Origin of the sequence: Arsenophonus sp. PmNCSU2021_1, from assembly GCF_036919435.1 — a bacterium.
GTDB lineage: Bacteria > Pseudomonadota > Gammaproteobacteria > Enterobacterales > Enterobacteriaceae > Arsenophonus > Arsenophonus nilaparvatae.
In genome coordinates this window covers 175,768-191,921 of the sequence record NZ_JAZHPL010000004.1, presented here as the reverse complement: position 1 = coordinate 191,921, position 16,154 = coordinate 175,768, and the positions used below count along the sequence as shown (strand labels likewise).

17 protein-coding genes and 2 pseudogenes are annotated in these 16,154 nt (G+C 38.3%); 13 read left to right on the top strand and 6 right to left on the bottom strand.

All coding sequences use genetic code 11. The features are described from left to right. Positions 1-145 precede the first annotated feature (145 nt). From V3224_RS05390 to V3224_RS05375, 4 genes and pseudogenes are all read right to left on the bottom strand, one after another. Positions 146-1,355 (bottom strand): annotated as a pseudogene (locus tag V3224_RS05390) (IS256 family transposase). Positions 1,356-1,435: 80 nt separating this feature from the next. Next, positions 1,436-1,720 carry an addiction module antidote protein gene (locus tag V3224_RS05385; protein WP_334469100.1) on the bottom strand — a complete coding sequence of 95 codons (285 nt, stop codon included), beginning with the start codon at positions 1,718-1,720 and terminating at the stop codon, positions 1,436-1,438. After that, entirely contained in the window at positions 1,717-2,025 is a 309-nt protein-coding gene (locus V3224_RS05380; protein WP_334469098.1) for a type II toxin-antitoxin system RelE/ParE family toxin, read from the bottom strand. Before V3224_RS05380 ends, V3224_RS05385 begins: the two co-directional genes overlap by 4 nt. Positions 2,026-2,167: 142 nt before the next feature. Beyond that, positions 2,168-2,419, bottom strand: coding sequence for a hypothetical protein (locus tag V3224_RS05375; RefSeq protein ID WP_334469096.1), 252 nt, complete (start codon positions 2,417-2,419; stop codon positions 2,168-2,170). A 242-nt stretch (positions 2,420-2,661) separates the two neighbouring features. Between V3224_RS05375 and V3224_RS05370 the strand changes: the two genes are divergently transcribed. The 9 genes from V3224_RS05370 (at position 2,662) to acnB (ending at position 10,893) form a co-directional block, all read left to right on the top strand. After that, positions 2,662-3,549 (top strand): transposase, encoded by an 888-nt coding sequence (locus tag V3224_RS05370; RefSeq protein ID WP_334469094.1) that lies wholly within the window; start codon positions 2,662-2,664, stop codon positions 3,547-3,549. Positions 3,550-3,564: 15 nt separating this feature from the next. Beyond that, positions 3,565-4,746 carry a hypothetical protein gene (locus tag V3224_RS05365; protein ID WP_334469092.1) on the top strand — a complete coding sequence of 394 codons (1,182 nt, stop codon included), beginning with the start codon at positions 3,565-3,567 and terminating at the stop codon, positions 4,744-4,746. Positions 4,747-4,892: 146 nt separating this feature from the next. After that, positions 4,893-5,276, top strand: coding sequence for a gp53-like domain-containing protein (locus V3224_RS05360; RefSeq protein ID WP_334469090.1), 384 nt, complete (start codon positions 4,893-4,895; stop codon positions 5,274-5,276). A gap of 1 nt (position 5,277) precedes the next feature. Beyond that, positions 5,278-5,727: a tail fiber assembly protein gene (locus tag V3224_RS05355; protein WP_334469087.1), complete on the top strand. Its 450-nt coding sequence runs from the start codon at positions 5,278-5,280 to the stop codon at positions 5,725-5,727. Between the two features lie 124 nt (positions 5,728-5,851). Continuing rightward, positions 5,852-6,205: a putative holin gene (locus V3224_RS05350; protein ID WP_334469085.1), complete on the top strand. Its 354-nt coding sequence runs from the start codon at positions 5,852-5,854 to the stop codon at positions 6,203-6,205. A 3-nt stretch (positions 6,206-6,208) separates the two neighbouring features. Then, the gene (locus V3224_RS05345) at positions 6,209-6,835 is read left to right on the top strand and encodes a transglycosylase SLT domain-containing protein (RefSeq protein ID WP_442889910.1); all 627 of its coding nucleotides are present in this window, start codon (positions 6,209-6,211) and stop codon (positions 6,833-6,835) included. Further along, positions 6,825-7,337, top strand: a complete 513-nt coding sequence (locus V3224_RS05340) for a hypothetical protein (protein WP_334469081.1) — start codon at positions 6,825-6,827, stop codon at positions 7,335-7,337. Before V3224_RS05345 ends, V3224_RS05340 begins: the two co-directional genes overlap by 11 nt. A 108-nt stretch (positions 7,338-7,445) precedes the next feature. Continuing rightward, a complete protein-coding gene (locus V3224_RS05335; RefSeq protein WP_334469079.1) occupies positions 7,446-7,760 on the top strand; it encodes a hypothetical protein in 315 nt (104 codons plus the stop codon). 535 nt (positions 7,761-8,295) lie between these two features. After that, positions 8,296-10,893 carry a bifunctional aconitate hydratase 2/2-methylisocitrate dehydratase gene (acnB, locus tag V3224_RS05330; RefSeq protein ID WP_334469076.1) on the top strand — a complete coding sequence of 866 codons (2,598 nt, stop codon included), beginning with the start codon at positions 8,296-8,298 and terminating at the stop codon, positions 10,891-10,893. Between the two features lie 164 nt (positions 10,894-11,057). Here acnB and V3224_RS05325 read toward each other — a convergent pair whose 3' ends face one another. After that, positions 11,058-11,393, bottom strand: coding sequence for a hypothetical protein (locus V3224_RS05325; protein WP_334469074.1), 336 nt, complete (start codon positions 11,391-11,393; stop codon positions 11,058-11,060). A gap of 562 nt (positions 11,394-11,955) precedes the next feature. On the opposite strand from V3224_RS05325, the gene V3224_RS05320 reads away from it, so the two are divergent. The 3 genes and pseudogenes from V3224_RS05320 (at position 11,956) to V3224_RS05310 (ending at position 14,421) form a co-directional block, all read left to right on the top strand. Further along, entirely contained in the window at positions 11,956-12,327 is a 372-nt protein-coding gene (locus V3224_RS05320; RefSeq protein ID WP_032115260.1) for a YacL family protein, read from the top strand. A gap of 300 nt (positions 12,328-12,627) precedes the next feature. Further along, a complete protein-coding gene (gene mscS / locus V3224_RS05315) occupies positions 12,628-13,479 on the top strand; it encodes a small-conductance mechanosensitive channel MscS (RefSeq protein ID WP_334469070.1) in 852 nt (283 codons plus the stop codon). Positions 13,480-13,694: 215 nt separating this feature from the next. Continuing rightward, positions 13,695-14,421 (top strand): annotated as a pseudogene (locus V3224_RS05310) (oxidative stress defense protein). On the opposite strand, the gene V3224_RS05305 reads toward V3224_RS05310, so the two are convergent. Continuing rightward, entirely contained in the window at positions 14,418-15,338 is a 921-nt protein-coding gene (locus V3224_RS05305) for a LysR family transcriptional regulator ArgP (protein WP_334470312.1), read from the bottom strand. The pseudogene V3224_RS05310 and the gene V3224_RS05305 sit on opposite strands and share 4 nt — an antisense overlap. A gap of 143 nt (positions 15,339-15,481) precedes the next feature. Between V3224_RS05305 and rpiA the strand changes: the two genes are divergently transcribed. Then, positions 15,482-16,147 (top strand): ribose-5-phosphate isomerase RpiA, encoded by a 666-nt coding sequence (gene rpiA / locus V3224_RS05300; protein WP_334469067.1) that lies wholly within the window; start codon positions 15,482-15,484, stop codon positions 16,145-16,147. Positions 16,148-16,154: the final 7 nt, after the last annotated feature.

Below are 16,154 nucleotides of genomic sequence, written 5' to 3'. Positions count from 1 at the left end.
TACCGACACCAGATTAGCTAGTGCATATTCACTATGGCGCATCATTGGGAAAAAGTAAATATACCAATTTGTTTATGTTTTTGGAAGGAGATAAAACATAGAAAAATTAAGGACCCTGTACACGATTCTGTGTAAATGCCTTTTCTCAGTAGTGACCGTCCAGGCGGTCACCGAACTCGATAATAAAGCGGCTCATCGTCATACGCCAGTCCCTCAGCGGCATTGTCCATTTCTGTGACGCCGCCTGGATTGCCAGCCACACCACCTTTTTCACTGCGTCATCCGTCGGGAACACCCTTACGCTTTTTGATGGCATGCCGGATCACGCTGTTCAGCGACTCTATGGCATTCGTTGTGTAGATCACCTTGCGGATGTCTGCCGGGTAAGCGAAGAACGTCGCCAGGTTGGCCCAGTTTGTCTGCCAGCTCCGGCTTATCTGCGGGTAGCGGCTGTCCCATGCGCTGGCGAACACTTCCAGCGCCTGCTGGCCTGCTTCTTCCGTGGAAGCCTGATAGATGGCTTTCAGGTCGCGTGTGACGGCTTTGTAGTCCTTCCAGGAGACGAACCGCAGGCTGTTACGCACCATATGCACGATGCACAGCTGAATGCGGGCTTCCGGATACACGGTGTTGATGGCGTCCGGAAAGCCTTTCAGACCGTCGACACAGGCGATGAGGATATCGTTCAGACCACGGTTTTTTAGTTCTGTCAGCACACTGAGCCAGAACTTCGCGCCCTCGTTTTCGGTCAGCCACATACCCAACAGTTCTTTCTGACCTTCGATGTTGATACCCAGGGCCAGAAACACGGATTTATTGATGACGCGACTGTCCTGCCGGACCTTCAGGACGATACAGTCAAGATAAACAATAGGATAGACTGCATCCAGTGGGCGATTTTGCCATTCGGTAACCTGCTCCATCACGGAATCGGTGACCTTCGAGGCCAGCGCCGGTGAGACATCCGCGTCATACAGTTCTTTGAACGCAGCCGCTATCTCGCGGGTGGTCATCCCTTTGGCGTACAACGATAAAATCTGGTTATCCATCCCGGTGATCCGGGTCTGGTTTTTCTTCACCAGTTGCGGTTCGAAAGAACCGTCACGATCGCGCGGAGTGCGTAGTTCCAGAGGACCATCGCCGGTGGTAACGGTCTTTGTGGAATAGCCGTTGCGGGAGTTGGCACCCGGTTTGGGCTGATTTTTATCGTAGCCCAGATGGTGGGACATTTCGGCGTTGAGAGCCGCCTCAACGCTGATTTTCTTCAGCAGACGATCGAACTGGCTGAGATCGTCAGGGGTTTTGAGATTTTTGGCCAATTCATTAGCCAGAGCCTGCAATTGTTTTTCGTCCATAAATTAACCTTCATTTGATGCTGGATTGAACATATCAAAATCAGGCAATTACACAAATTTATGTACAGGCTCAAATTAAGTTATGCTGTGTGCAGTTCTATTTGTAGACCTAGAGCTTTTATAATTTTCAAAGTCGTTGAGAATGTTGGATTTCCTTTTCCTGAAAGGGCTTTGTATAAACCTTCTCGAGTCATACCTACTTCTTTTGCCAGTTGTGTCATATTTTTTGCTCTTGCAATATCACCTAATGCAGAAAGAACTAGGGCGGGATCGTCTTCTTTTAATATTTCATTTAAATACATTTGTATTTCTTTTTCGCTATTTAGATGTTCAGCAATATCATAATTTTTTAATTCAATTTTCATTTAGTTATATCCTCTATTGCTTTTGCGATTAACTTGGCTTTTTGGATATCTTTCTGTTGAGTATTCTTATCTCCACCACACAATAGAATCACAATTACATTATTTTGATTTTTTAAATACACTCGATATCCCTTTCCTTCATTTATCCTCAGTTCAGAAAGTCCTTCACCTATAGGTTTCACATCGCCAAAGTTCCTAAATTGCAACCGCTTAATTCTTATTTGAATTTTAGTTTTTGCGCGTAAATCTTTTAAGTTATTAATCCAGTCGTCAAAGATATTCGTTGTTTTGATGTCAATACTCATTGAATAGTCTCCATTCAACTGCTCAGTATATATCAAAACTTCAAAGTGTAAACTATAGTTATCAGTTTATGCTTACTTTTCCTATTTCGAGCTTGATGCATAAAAAAGCACCTAAATTGGGGCTTTAATTATTAATAAAAGACTATTTGTTTAACTCATTAAGGATATATTCCACATGAGTTTTTATCGTTGCTTTACTTTTCATATTTTGGTTAATGTAGTTACACATAGTCGTCAGTTCAATAAGAGAAGCACTGACATCATAACCTTTATACTCCAATTTACGTAGTAACTCCTCAATATTAGATTTTGTGGTTAACGCCTTAACCCCACTGTCAGTATTAACTATTTCTGCATAGTTTTCGGGAGCGGGGAAATTAATAATATTTTTCATAATTATAACCTATGTTAATGGAATGAAATTACATAATAAAGATGTAAATAGGAGATCCCATTACTAAAAATAAACAATCTATCTTATAAGGTTTATTTGCGCTATTATATTTATAAGCGATAGGGAGAGATAACCAATGACTGTAGTAACTGAAGTAAGCGCAAATCAATATACACGAGTTTCGCAATCTCCAAAAAAGAAGTATAAATTTAAAAACAAGAAAAAATCAGGGTGTTCATATTTTGTCGGGTTATCTATGTATTAAAGATATCTATAAAACATTCTTACAAGTAAGCAGTTTAAGATACTCTGGTTTAGCGTTATCAGAAGTAAGCCCATCGCCTTTATCTCATGACACTGTTAGCCGATGGCTAAAAAGTAGATGTTCTAGACCTAAAGACCTATGGCGATTAGTTGAACCTTCTATAGACAAAAAAAGCCCTTGCGTACTAATTGCCGATGATACATTGATTGCCAAAACACGTAGTAAAAAAATAGAGATGGTCCATTATCAATTCAATTATCGTATTTATGATAAAGATTCTGATGGAAAAACAAAAAACACGCACTTTTCCGAAATGCTCACTCTTGCTAAAAAAAGAGGGATCATGCCAGAAGCCGTAGTGATGGATGCTTGGTATTCTAGCCTGGATAACCTGAAATCAATTCGCTCTCATGGTTGGATCTGGGTAACCACGCTGAGGAAAAATAGGATTGTTAACCATAACAAACAACTGAACAAGTTAGACATCTCAGAAGAAGGAACGTCAATACACTTGCGAGGATATGGTTGGGTAACCGTTTTCAAATTTACAGCCAAAAACGGCCGTATTGATTACATAGTAACAAACAAAGAGAATCCCACCCGTCAATACCTCAAATCTATCATGGATGCCCGTTGGCCTGTTGAAGTTTATCATCGAGAAGTTAAACAAAACTGTGGTATTGAACGCTGTCAGGCTCGCACGAGCCGAGCGCAAAGAAATCATATTTTTCTCGCTATTTCTGCGTGGTTTGAACAACATAAACGTCGTATATCTGAAAAAATAACCCTTTATCAACAAAATTGGGACGTAATCAAAAGTGCTATTACTGAGCAAATCCCTGTTTTATTAGCGTACCCAAATTAGTTTTGTGCGAAACTCGTGTATATTGGAAACGGTGTGACTACTGAGTTTGATTATACGTTTAGGGTATTTAATGATGAGCACTTGGTTATCACTGTTACTGATGGCAATGGTGATAATGAAAGGAAGCTGACATTAAATACTGATTATACGGTAACAGGTGTTAATAGTAACAAAGGTGGCAGAGTCATCTTAAAGTCAGCCTTGGTAAACGGCAATAAGCTATTGATAGCAAGAGATTTACCCGCAAAGCAAAATGTGTCATTTCGCAATCAAGGGCGCTTCTATGCTGAAATCCATGAAAATGCCTTTGATTATCTTACTATGTTGATTCAACGGGTATTAGGTAATTTATCACTGTTTTTAAAACGACCAAGCATGTTATCAAACTATTTTGATGCTAAAAATTATCGGGTTTCAAACATCAGCCAACCAAAGAGTGATAACGATGCGGTTAACTTTGGGTTAATGAAATCAGCCATAAAAGATAAGGACATTCGATCTTTACGGGTTAATGATATTGATATGCCGCCATTCCCTGATATCGCAATCCGTAAAAATAAACAAATGGGTTTGGATGCGAATGGCAAACCGACTTTACTTGATCCAAGTGCAACAGGCGCGCTTGGTTATGTATTAGTCGATTCATTTGAAAAAGGATTTGAGATAACTGCTCGTTACCAGGCATTACATTATGAGAAAGACGGCGGTTACTACCGATGGGATGGTCAACTGCCCAAACCGGTATCGCCAAATTCAACACCTGATTCGACGGGTGGAATTAACGTTGGTGCCTGGATGCGGATTGTGCTTGATTCGTATACTAAACAAGAAATTAACACCGCATTAAATAAGAAGTTTGATAAAAATAAAGTTGTTCAAACGACAGGTAACTCAACAACCGATGTGATAAGTCAAAATGCCTGTACGAATAGTTTTGCCAAGAAAGATTCTCAAGAACCATTTAGTGCTGGGCGTGTAAATATAAATAGGAATAATAATTACGCCAGTCTTGTCCTGACTAAAAGCGATGGTCAGCACCTTGTCTTGGAGACTTCGCCCAATGATGCGTATTTCGTGTACCGAGATGCTTCAGGCAAAAATAGAGGAGTTATCGATATTCCATCAGATAAAAATGGCACGCTGGCGATACAGGAAGATAACTATACACGAGTTTCGCACGGGCATATAAAATTCTAGAAATGGCTTCAGAACAATAATTAATCTGTAACTTGCTAAGACGTATAAATTTACTTAAATTACAATAAGTTATTTTTAATTTATGAGATTTTTTCTATTTATATATTATGCTGAATTAAACTTAAAAATAGAGCGTTTTTTTATTGGTGCGAAACTCGTGCTATACTAAAACAGAAGTCGATGCAAAAATAAATTCGGCTAAATGGACGGTAAAAAAATCTGCAAATGGTTGGCTGAAAGATCCAAATACGGGCCTGATTATTCAATGGGGATATCGAAGTAAAGAAGGTCAAGAAGGTCAAGAAGGTCAAGAAGGGAATTCTTATACCATTAATTTTCCTACTGCATTTTCTTCATCTGTCTATAGTATAACGACGAGCTCTAAAGCGCATAATACAAGCTCTGGCGTTATGTATATAGGAATTGCTTATGATGTAACGAAAAAGGGATTTAATTATTATGTAAGACATATATCGGGTAATAGCGATACGTTTATGGACGGTTATTATTGGATGGCGATAGGAGTATAAAATGGAGACATCATATCGATTTGAAGACCAAATGTATTTTAGTGCAAGTGAGTTAGCCTGGTATGCAGGCTCAATGAAAATGGATTATATCAATGCCGGTAGCTGGGATTATAATGCTAAACCTGTCCCTGAAAGCGTTTATCGTGAATTTGCGCTTTCGGAGGCCCCACTTGGTAAAATGTTAGGGGCAAGTGAAAATGGTGACCCAATTTGGGTTGATATCCCTCCTAGACCAAAGAAAGAATTAATCGCAGAAGCTGAGGATAAAAAAAGCGGGCTAATGCAGGGGGCAACTGACGCAATTATCCCCTTACAAGATGCGGTTGATTTGGAGATGGCAACAGAGGACGAAATAACACAGCTCAGGAATTGGAAACTTTATCGATTAAATGTCTATCGTACTGATACCTCAACCGCGCCTGAGATTGATTGGCCTAAAAGCCCTGAATAAATTCAGGTATTGAAATCAAATAATCCTTTTATGGTTTTATGTTTATGGTATTATCATAATTCATAAAATAGCATCACGATAGCGGTTTTGGCTACATGGTGTACTTGAAAGGATACGATTAGTCATGCCTTCATCTAAGAAATTTAGCTCATTTTCATTAAAGAAGCCCCGTCTCAGTGGTTGGTTAATAACTGCCGCAGGATTACTGGTGGTAATTGGTCTGGTCTCACCTCAACAACTGCCGGTGGTACTCTACAAGCTGTCTTTAATTACCCTAGCGGCAGTCGCTGGATATTGGCTTGATCGTTCATTATTCCCTAAAGCCCGTCCTGGTCAATATTTGCACCGTAACTACCTTGAGGTTACACAAGATCGTCATCCTGTTAGGTATGGCTGCGATCATGTGTTTGCTGCTGCACAATTGCGTCGGGCTATAATTGTAGCGGCAGTATGTCTCAGTGTGGCAATGGGATTATAAAAAATGAGTGGATACAGCCCACTAGTTATATTACGGCTTATTCTGTTGTTATTGCTTTCAAGTATATTTGATTCTGTCGCTGCTTCCCCTTCACGAACGGCTCTACAATACCGTGATACATTGATACGTAATGCCCGTTTGGTTTGGGGATTGAATGCACCTATTGCTGATTTTGCTGCGCAAATTCATCACGAAAGCAGTTGGAAACCTGATATTACTAATGCCATTGGTGCACAGGGTCTCGCTCAATTTATGCCAGCCACCACCGAATGGTTGGGTAATTTAATACCCCGTTTAGACGAAAAAACCCCCTTGAATCCAACATGGAGTATCCGTGCATTGGTGCACTACGATCGCTGGTTATGGGAACGAGTACAGGCAGATAATAGTTGTGAACACATGGCAATGACGCTTTCTGCTTACAACGGCGGGTTAGGTTGGGTAAAGCGTGATGTGCAGCTTGCAAAACATCAGGGTTTTAACATACTGCGTTGGTTTGGAGAGGTAGAATTAGTTAACGCCGGCCGTCGTCAGTCTGCATGGCAAGAAAATCGACACTATCCGCGTCATATTTTGCTCACTTTGTCGCCACGTTATCTTGTTTGGGGTGGAGGAATGTGTGTTAGGTAATTTTATCACTGGTAAAACCAGCTTGTTCGTAGTCATCGGTTTGTTATTGTCTGGTGCCCATTATTACAGTTATCAGCAAGGTTGGTCAAAAGGCTATAGAGAAGGGGTATCGCAACAGAACCGCGAGTATGATAAGCGCCTCGCTGACTGTCAGGAACAGCAAAAAAAAGTATTTGAGCAAGAAAAATTGGTCCTGACAGAAAAACTGGCGGACTACCAGCAAAAAATACAAACCGCCCATAAAATGGAAATGCATTATTTACAGCAATTAAAAACACTCGAATCTCATCAACAACAACTGAAAAGACAACTCCATGATGTTACTTCCCAATTTATTGATGAAATGGGGCAATGGCATGCTCTTCCCAGTCATTTTACTAACGGTTTCGTGCAGCAAGTCAATGCCGCCTTTGGTGTGTCCACCGACAGTGACACCGATACCCCCAGTGCTCAATCAACGTCCAGAACCGTTTCCACAGTTAAAACCAGGTTACGCCTCTGAACTCACTCAGCAAGACTTACTTGCCTGGCTCATCGACATGGGTCAGCAATGTCAAGCGTTGAAAGTGCAGGTAAATGAGCTCCTTAATTTACTGGAGGCAAAGAAATCATGAAACTGGAAGTAGAGTTTTGGACATTGGTGGGACTATTATTAGGGTTTATGGGCTTCCTCTTTAGTATTGCTCGACTCTTTTTAGGGCAGATGGAAAAGCGGCAAATGGAGCGTTTCAGCCGCTTAGAAATCAGTCTACAAAATTTAAACTCTTTAGAGCGTGAATTTCTTACTTTTAAGGCTGAATTACCAATACAGTATGTACGACGTGAGGATTACGTAAGAGGGCAGACGGTGATAGAAGCAAAACTAGATGCGCTTTACAATAAACTAGAAGTCGTACAACATGATAAATTTGAAAAAGATAATTAGATTAAAAATATAGGTGATGAATGATAGTTCATAATTAATATTTTATATATTAATTTTCCAGTGTGTACATATTTGAGTACATTATTAATGTTAATACAATGATTTTTTATAATTAAATCAGTTTATTATTTATTTTGTTAGCTATATTGATTTATAAGGGAGCTATTTTTTGCTTGAAAAGTAAGAATAATATTTTATTCAATTGAAATATTTATTATTTAATAAAATTAACTAGTTATTGCAATTGTCTATAAAAAACAAACCATTTTTGCTACTAATGGATAAAATTTTTTACCTAGAATAGCAATACATGAGATCAAAAAACCGCAGCAATATTTATTGACTCTGATGAATGTTGGAGGTATGTAAATAAATTAACAGTATAATTAAATTCTGTTATTCTGGATGTTCCATACTGGGCATAATTGATAGAAGTAAAATTATGTTAAGCCAATTCCTCTGACCAGGTCCTTCATTTTTTATTTGAGATGTAGACAGCCAGGTATATAAATTAAAATCAATTGAGGAGAACGTCGTGCTAAAAGAGTACCGTGAGCATGTAGCTGAACGTGCAGTACAAGGAATAATACCCAAGCCACTAAATGCTACCCAAGTTGCTAAATTAGTTGAACTAATAAAAACCCCACCTGAAACTGAAAAAAATTTCCTATTAGATCTGTTAAGTAATCGTATTCCTCCGGGTGTTGATGAAGCTGCTTACGTGAAAGCTGACTTCTTAGCTGCTATTACTAAAGGAAAAACATATTCCCCCTTACTTACACCAGCAAAAGCGACAGAGTTATTAGGCACTATGCAGGGTGGCTATAATATCTCTCCATTAATTGATGCGCTGGATGATGAACAGTTGGCACCAATAGCAGCCAAAGCATTGTCCCATACTTTGTTAATGTTTGATAACTTCTATGACGTAGAAGAAAAAGCAAATATGGGCAACCAATATGCGCGCCAAGTTATAGATTCATGGGCAAATGCCGAATGGTTTCTTGATAAACCTGCATTAGCAGAGAAACTGACTGTAACTGTCTTTAAGGTAACGGGGGAAACCAATACTGATGATTTATCACCAGCACCTGATGCCTGGTCACGACCAGATATTCCGTTACATGCACAGGCAATGCTTAAAAATACCCGTGATGGAATTATACCCGATGAGCTTGGTGTCATTGGGCCTATCAAACAGATTGAAACATTGTGTAAAAAAGGTTTTCCATTAGCTTATGTTGGTGATGTTGTCGGTACAGGCTCTTCGCGAAAATCAGCAGCCAATTCAGTAATATGGTTTATGGGCAAAGATATTCCTTTTATACCAAATAAACGTAATGGCGGCATTGTTTTGGGTGGAAAAATTGCACCAATATTTTTTAATACGATGCAAGATGCGGGCGCCCTGCCGATTGAAGTTGATGTGACTTCACTGAATATGGGAGATGTGATTGATATTTATCCCTATAAAGGAGAAATTCGCTGTCATGCCACTAATGCCTTATTAACAACTTTTGCATTAAAAACCGACGTTTTACTTGATGAAGTTCGAGCCGGCGGGCGGATTGCGCTGATTATAGGCCGTGGACTGACAGCAAGAGCGCGGGAGTTTTTGGGCTTGCCTGCGATTGAAGTATTTCGCCAGGTAGAATCAGTTATACAAAGTGACCGAGGTTTTACCCTGGCACAAAAAATGGTTGGTCGTGCTTGTAATAAGCTTGGAATTCGTCCTGGTGAATATTGTGAACCGAAGATGACGTCGGTTGGTTCGCAGGACACTACAGGACCAATGACCCGAGATGAGCTTAAGGATTTAGCTTGTTTAGGTTTTTCAGCCGATTTGGTTATGCAGTCATTTTGTCATACTGCCGCTTATCCAAAGCCTATCGATGTAACCACCCATGATACTTTACCTGATTTTGTTATGGATCGTGGCGGTGTTTCTTTGCGTCCCGGTGATGGTATTATTCATTCTTGGTTAAACAGGATGCTGTTGCCGGATACAGTGGGAACGGGTGGTGATTCACACACGCGTTTTCCTATCGGTATTTCATTTCCTGCTGGTTCCGGATTAGTTGCTTTTGCTGCGGCGACCGGTGTTATGCCTTTAGATATGCCTGAATCGGTATTAGTCCGCTTTAAAGGTCAAATGCAGCCAGGTATTACTTTACGTGATTTAGTTCATGCTATCCCTTACTATGCGATCCAACAGGATTTATTGACGGTCGAAAAACGAGGTAAGAAAAATATTTTCTCAGGCCGAATATTAGAAATTGAAGGCTTACCCCAATTAAAAGTTGAACAAGCGTTTGAATTAGCGGATGCCTCGGCAGAACGCTCAGCTGCGGGTTGTACTATCAAGTTAGATAAAGAGCCCATTATCGAATATCTACAATCTAACATGGTATTATTGAAATGGATGATTGCGAATGGGTATGGTGATCGCCGTACTCTCGAACGTCGCATTAGTTCAATGAATAAATGGTTGGCTGATCCGCAACTATTAACGGCTGATGCAGATGCAGATTATGCAGCAGTTATTGAAATTAATTTAAATGAAATAATCGAACCCATTTTATGTGCACCAAATCATCCAGATGATGCACGTTTATTATCTTCCGTGGCGAATGAAAAAATTGATGAAGTTTTCATTGGCTCCTGTATGACTAATATTGGTCATTTCCGTGCAGCAGGTGAGCTTCTAGAGCAATATAAAGGACAAATTCCCACCCGTTTATGGATTGCTCCGCCGACTAAAATGGATGCTGCTAAGCTAATCGAAGAAGGTTATTACAATATTTTTGGTAAAAGTGGGGCACGGATTGAAATTCCTGGTTGCTCACTATGTATGGGTAATCAGGTACGTGTTCTGGATGGAGCAACTGTGGTTTCAACCTCTACCCGTAATTTCCCTAATCGACTAGGAACTGGCGCAAGGGTTTTTCTTGCTTCAGCAGAGTTGGCAGCAGTTGCTTCATTATTGGGATACTTACCAACGGTAGAAGAGTATCTGCAATTGATTAATGGCATGGGGAATAAGAATCAAAATATTTACCAATACTTAAATTTTGACTTATTGCCTCAATATACAAAAAAAGCAGAAACAATAATCATCCAGTCCACCGTTTAAAACAATAATTTTTCATATACCCTATTTCTTGCTGTAATTAGTCAGAGATAGGGTATAGCGTTTAGATTCATCTATCTGCTATCTGAAAAATTTATGCCTCTTTAGAATTTGTATCTATTATTTAGAAAATTGATTATTTACCAGACAACTTCAGATTAGATTTGTTAAAGGGAATTAAAAAAGCGATCAAAATTTGCTTTTATGTAAGTAAGTTGTGCATTAAATGCTGTTTTAACTAGATCTTTTTGACTGCTGTTAAGATTTTCTTTTTTCAATTTAAAAAAAGAATCTTGCATTAATTTAACCGTTACATCGCATGATTTCTGGAATGCTGTTATGGAATTATTTTTACCAGTGTTAGCCGCTTCAATGACAATTTTTTCAAAAACAAGATCGGCAATGTCACGAATATTCTGAACTTCTTCGTTATTAATTCTATCATCTTTATATGCTTGGTTTATAATTTTATCTAATTTATCATTAATTTCTTTAACATCCATAACTTAAATCCTTTTATTAAATATTAAATTCCAACTGTAGAGAATTACAGCCATCATTTACCCATTTTACGAAGAAAATAATTTTTGAACGGCCATAATTGAAGGTTACATATTTAGAAATATGCTTACAAGACAATATAACTATAAACTCTCTTAAAAATGGCGTTGTTACATAAAATTAGCTAAGTCTCGTCTCTTTAGTGGCTGAAACAATATTACTTATTAATCGCCAATTTTTAAATAGCCACCTCTATATGTAATAGTGTATTTATATTATTCACGAGTTTCGCACCAATAAAAAAACGCTCTATTTTTAAGTTTAATTCAGCATAATATGTAAATAGATAAAACCTTATAAATTAAATATAACTTATTGTAAATTAAGTGAATTTATGCATTTCAGTAACTTGCAGATTAATCATTACTTTTAAGCCATTTCTAGAATTTTATAGGCCTGTGCGAAACTCGTGTTATTGCTAAAATAAAGTATTTTTATGGTAATGATAATATTTGGACTGATATCAATAAAAAATACACTCGAGGAACAGGACGGAGATCAGGTATGGATTATGAATTTCAACAGGATGTCACTGGCCATATCATTGCTCGATTTTCAATGGATCATGAAGCAATTGGTTATTGGTTGAATGAGGAAATTAAAGGTGATTTATGTCAGTTAGAGCAGATTCAGACAGGTTATCATTCTATTAAAGGCAGCGGGCGTCAATGGAAAAAAATCGGACGTGAATTTACATTGTTCATGGATGATAAAGAGATCATGATACGAGCTAACCAGTTACATTTTCAAACAGAAGATTTAGAAGAAGGGATGTGTTATTACGATAACGAGAGTATTGCATTTTGTGGTTTAGATGATTTTATTAAAATGCTGGAAAACTATCGTAACTTTATTTTATTAAACATTATCGATTAAAAGATAACAAAATCGCTGTTTTATTTTGTCAATGTTATATCTAAAATTATACAGTTTCGGATATATGATTAGTAATTGACACGAGTTTCGCTCAGGCCTATAAAATTCTAGAAATGGCTTAAAAGTAATGATTAATCTGCAAGTTACTGAAATGCATAAATTTACTTAATTTACAATAAGTTATATTTAATTTATAAGGTTTTATCTATTTACATATTATGCTGAATTAAACTTAAAAATAGAGCGTTTTTTTATTGGTGCGAAACTCGTGATTGATTTATTTTCTCGAGGGGGATTGAGATGGATGAAAATGGTGTGGTAGAAACGATCGATCAGGCAAAGAGTTGGCTTATTAATCATCAGGATTTGTTAATTCAGTATGCGGTAAATATCGTTTTTGCATTAGTTATTTTATTTGCTGGTTTGATTGTTGCTAAATGGATCAGTCACATCACTAATCGATTAATGTCATTACGCGGTATAGATAAGACGGTCAGAGATTTTTTATCAGCAATTGTTCGTTATGGCATTATTGCATTTACCTTAATAGCAGTATTAAGTAAGTTAGGTGTGCAAACTGCCTCCGTTATTGCTGTTTTAGGTGCTGCCGGTTTGGCGATTGGTTTAACTTTACAGGGTTCTTTATCTAATTTTGCTGCTGGTGTGTTATTGGTTATTTTTAGGTCACTGCGAGCTGGAGAATATGTGATTTTAGGTGCAGTGGAAGGAACCGTTGAGCATGTCCAGATTTTTTCAACTTCATTACGTACGGCTGATGATCGCATTGTTGTTATACCCAATAGCAAAGTGATTAACGACAATATTATAAACACTTCTCGTGAACCTAATCGGCGTACTCAAATTATGGGGGGTGTCGGCTATAATGCGGATATTGATAAGGTTAAAAAAGTGTTAGGTGATGTTATTGCGGCAGATGAGCGTATTCAGCATGATAAAGGTGTTACTATCCGTTTACATGAAATGGCACCTTCTTCTCTTAATTTTGTCGTACGTGTTTGGACGACTAATGCTGATGGATGGAATGTCTATTGGGACTTGATGGAAAATTTTAAAAAACAGTTAGATGCACATAATATTGGCATACCTTTTCCACAAATGGATGTTCATTTATATCAAACCAAAAATAGCTAGCCAATTATTTTGGTGTAGATTAGCTTTCACACCAATATTTTTATTGGTTAGTAAAATCTCGCTATTTAAATTTGCATTAGTTAGCGTTGATTAAAATTATTCATTATGATTAACCTTCCCATTATGCTTTTTAATATTCTATTATGTTAAGAATAAACGATTATTGGCTAGCAAATAGTCTATCTAGAGTTGATTAATTATGTGCAGGAGGTCTCGTGAAGCTTAGTTCGATTATATTTTTAGCGATGATGTCAGTCAGTTCATTACCATTACTTGCTCAATCTAACTCCTTACCTAATGGGCCACATATCGTGACCTCAGGTAATGCAACGATTAAAGCCACACCAGATATGGTCACTTTACTAATTAATGTTGCTGTAACTGAAAAAAATGCTGCCTCAGCTAAAACGGCGGTTGACGCACGTGTTAAGCAATATTTTGACTTTCTCAAGGTAAAGGATAGAAAGTAGCGATATCAATGCGGCAAATATCACGACTCAACCGAAATATGAATATGATAAAAGCGCCGAAAAATCTAAAATAGTCGGTTATACTGCAGAACGTTCAGTAGAAGTTAAACTATATAAACTAGATCAATTGAATACTTTATTGGATGGTGCATTAGCAGCTGGTTTAAATGAAATTAATTCGGTGCAATTTGGTGTTAAGGATCCTAAACACTATCGTGATGAAGCTCGTAATAAAGCAATTGACAATGCTAAAGCGCAAGCAGAAGCGTTAGCAGCAGGATTTAATGTTAAATTAGGCAAAGTTTATAGTATTAATTATCGAGCACCTGATGCAACCCCTTATCCAATGCCAAGAATGAAGGCTATGAACCAAATGGTGGCTGCTGCTGCCAGTGATAGCAATCAAACTTACGAACAACAGAGTATTGATTTTACCGATCAAGTTGATGTTGTTTTTGAATTGAAACGTTAATTGTTATTTGCTACATTATCATTATCTGTTTGTTTTAATATCTGGCGTCCAGTTTTTACCAGGGCGCTAGTTACCTTTTTCATTGTCCTGCTTTCAGGCGAAAAGCGGTGCCAGTATAGCATTCTACGCTGACATAGTCCGGGCGTGAGGTCTACTAGTTCACCTGAATTTAATTCATCAATAATTTGTAAATGTGGGATCATACAACAGGTTGAACCTTGCTTAGCAAGTTGAACAAATGCCTCTGATGAATTCACAATATGGCAAGGAACACTACCCGGAGATAGGTTAAAATTCTGTTGCACAAAAGCTTGATGCATATCATCTAGATGATCAAAAGCGACAGCAGGTGCTCTTAACAGTGAGGCTTTTGTTACCCCGGTAGGGAAATAACGCTCAGCAAAAGTCGGTGAGGACACAAATAAATAATCCAGTGCACCCAATTTATCTACCAGGCAGCCAGGTAAAGGCTCTGGTTGAATACTAATCGCGCCAACGACCTCTCCTCTACGTAGCAGCTCTTGAGTCCGGGTTTCATCTTCGACTTGAATATTAAGACGAATAGGGCTGTCATGTAGTACAGGATTAAGAGCCGGTAGGAACCAGGTTGCTAAACTATCAGCATTGACTGCCACTGATAGTAACAAGGGGGTTGTGCCATTACTTTCGTCACCAAGCCATTGCTCTTCTAGTAATTCCACTTGATGTAATAGCGCGAGTAGTTTTTGTCCTTGCTCAGTCGGTTGAGGAGGGATAGTCCTCACTAATAATGGTTGACCAAATAGGTTCTCAAGCTGCTTAATTCGTTGGGAAACGGCAGATTGAGTGATACATAACTTTTGCGCAGCGCGCTCAAAGCCGCGTTCACGGATCACAGTATCCAATGCTTGTAGTGCTCGATAGTCAGGGCGTTTAATCACGAAAAAATCTCTTTAAAATTCAATTCAGATGTTATTCTATATCTTACTATGCAATATTTTTCCAATCGATAGCCGGGGAAATTTCGTTATACTAATTAATTAGTAGGTTTTAGCAATAAAAAATAATAGGGCAACTAATTATGACACAGGATGAATTAAAAAAAATGGTCGGCTGGGCTGCTTTGGAATATATAAAACCAGATATGCTGGTTGGTGTTGGAACAGGCTCTACCGTTGCGCATTTTATTGATGGCTTAGCGACACAAAAACATTTAATTAAAGGTGCAGTCTCAAGTTCGGTTGCTTCTACAGACAAATTAACCGCGTTAGCCATTCCTATTCTTGATAGTAATGATGTGGATGGTATTGATATTTATGTTGATGGTGCTGATGAATTTAATCCAGATCTAATGATGATCAAAGGGGGTGGCGCTGCCTTGACGCGTGAAAAAGTCATCGCTGCGATGGCTAAGCAATTTATCGCTATAGCTGATAAATCTAAGCAAGTTGATATTTTAGGTAAATTTCCATTACCTGTTGAAGTGATTCCGATGGCGCGCGCTTATGTCGCTCGTCAATTGGTAAGGTTAGGAGGCATGCCAGAATATCTGCAAAATGTGGTTACTGATAATGGTAATGTCATTCTTGATGTTCACAATTTAGAGATCCTAGATCCGATAGAGCTTGAAAATAAAATTAATGCGATTGCCGGTGTAGTAACGGTAGGGTTATTTGCCAATCGCCCAGCAGATATTATTTTGCTGGCAACATCAGCTGGAGTAAAAAAATTAACGGCTAACAGCTAATTATTTG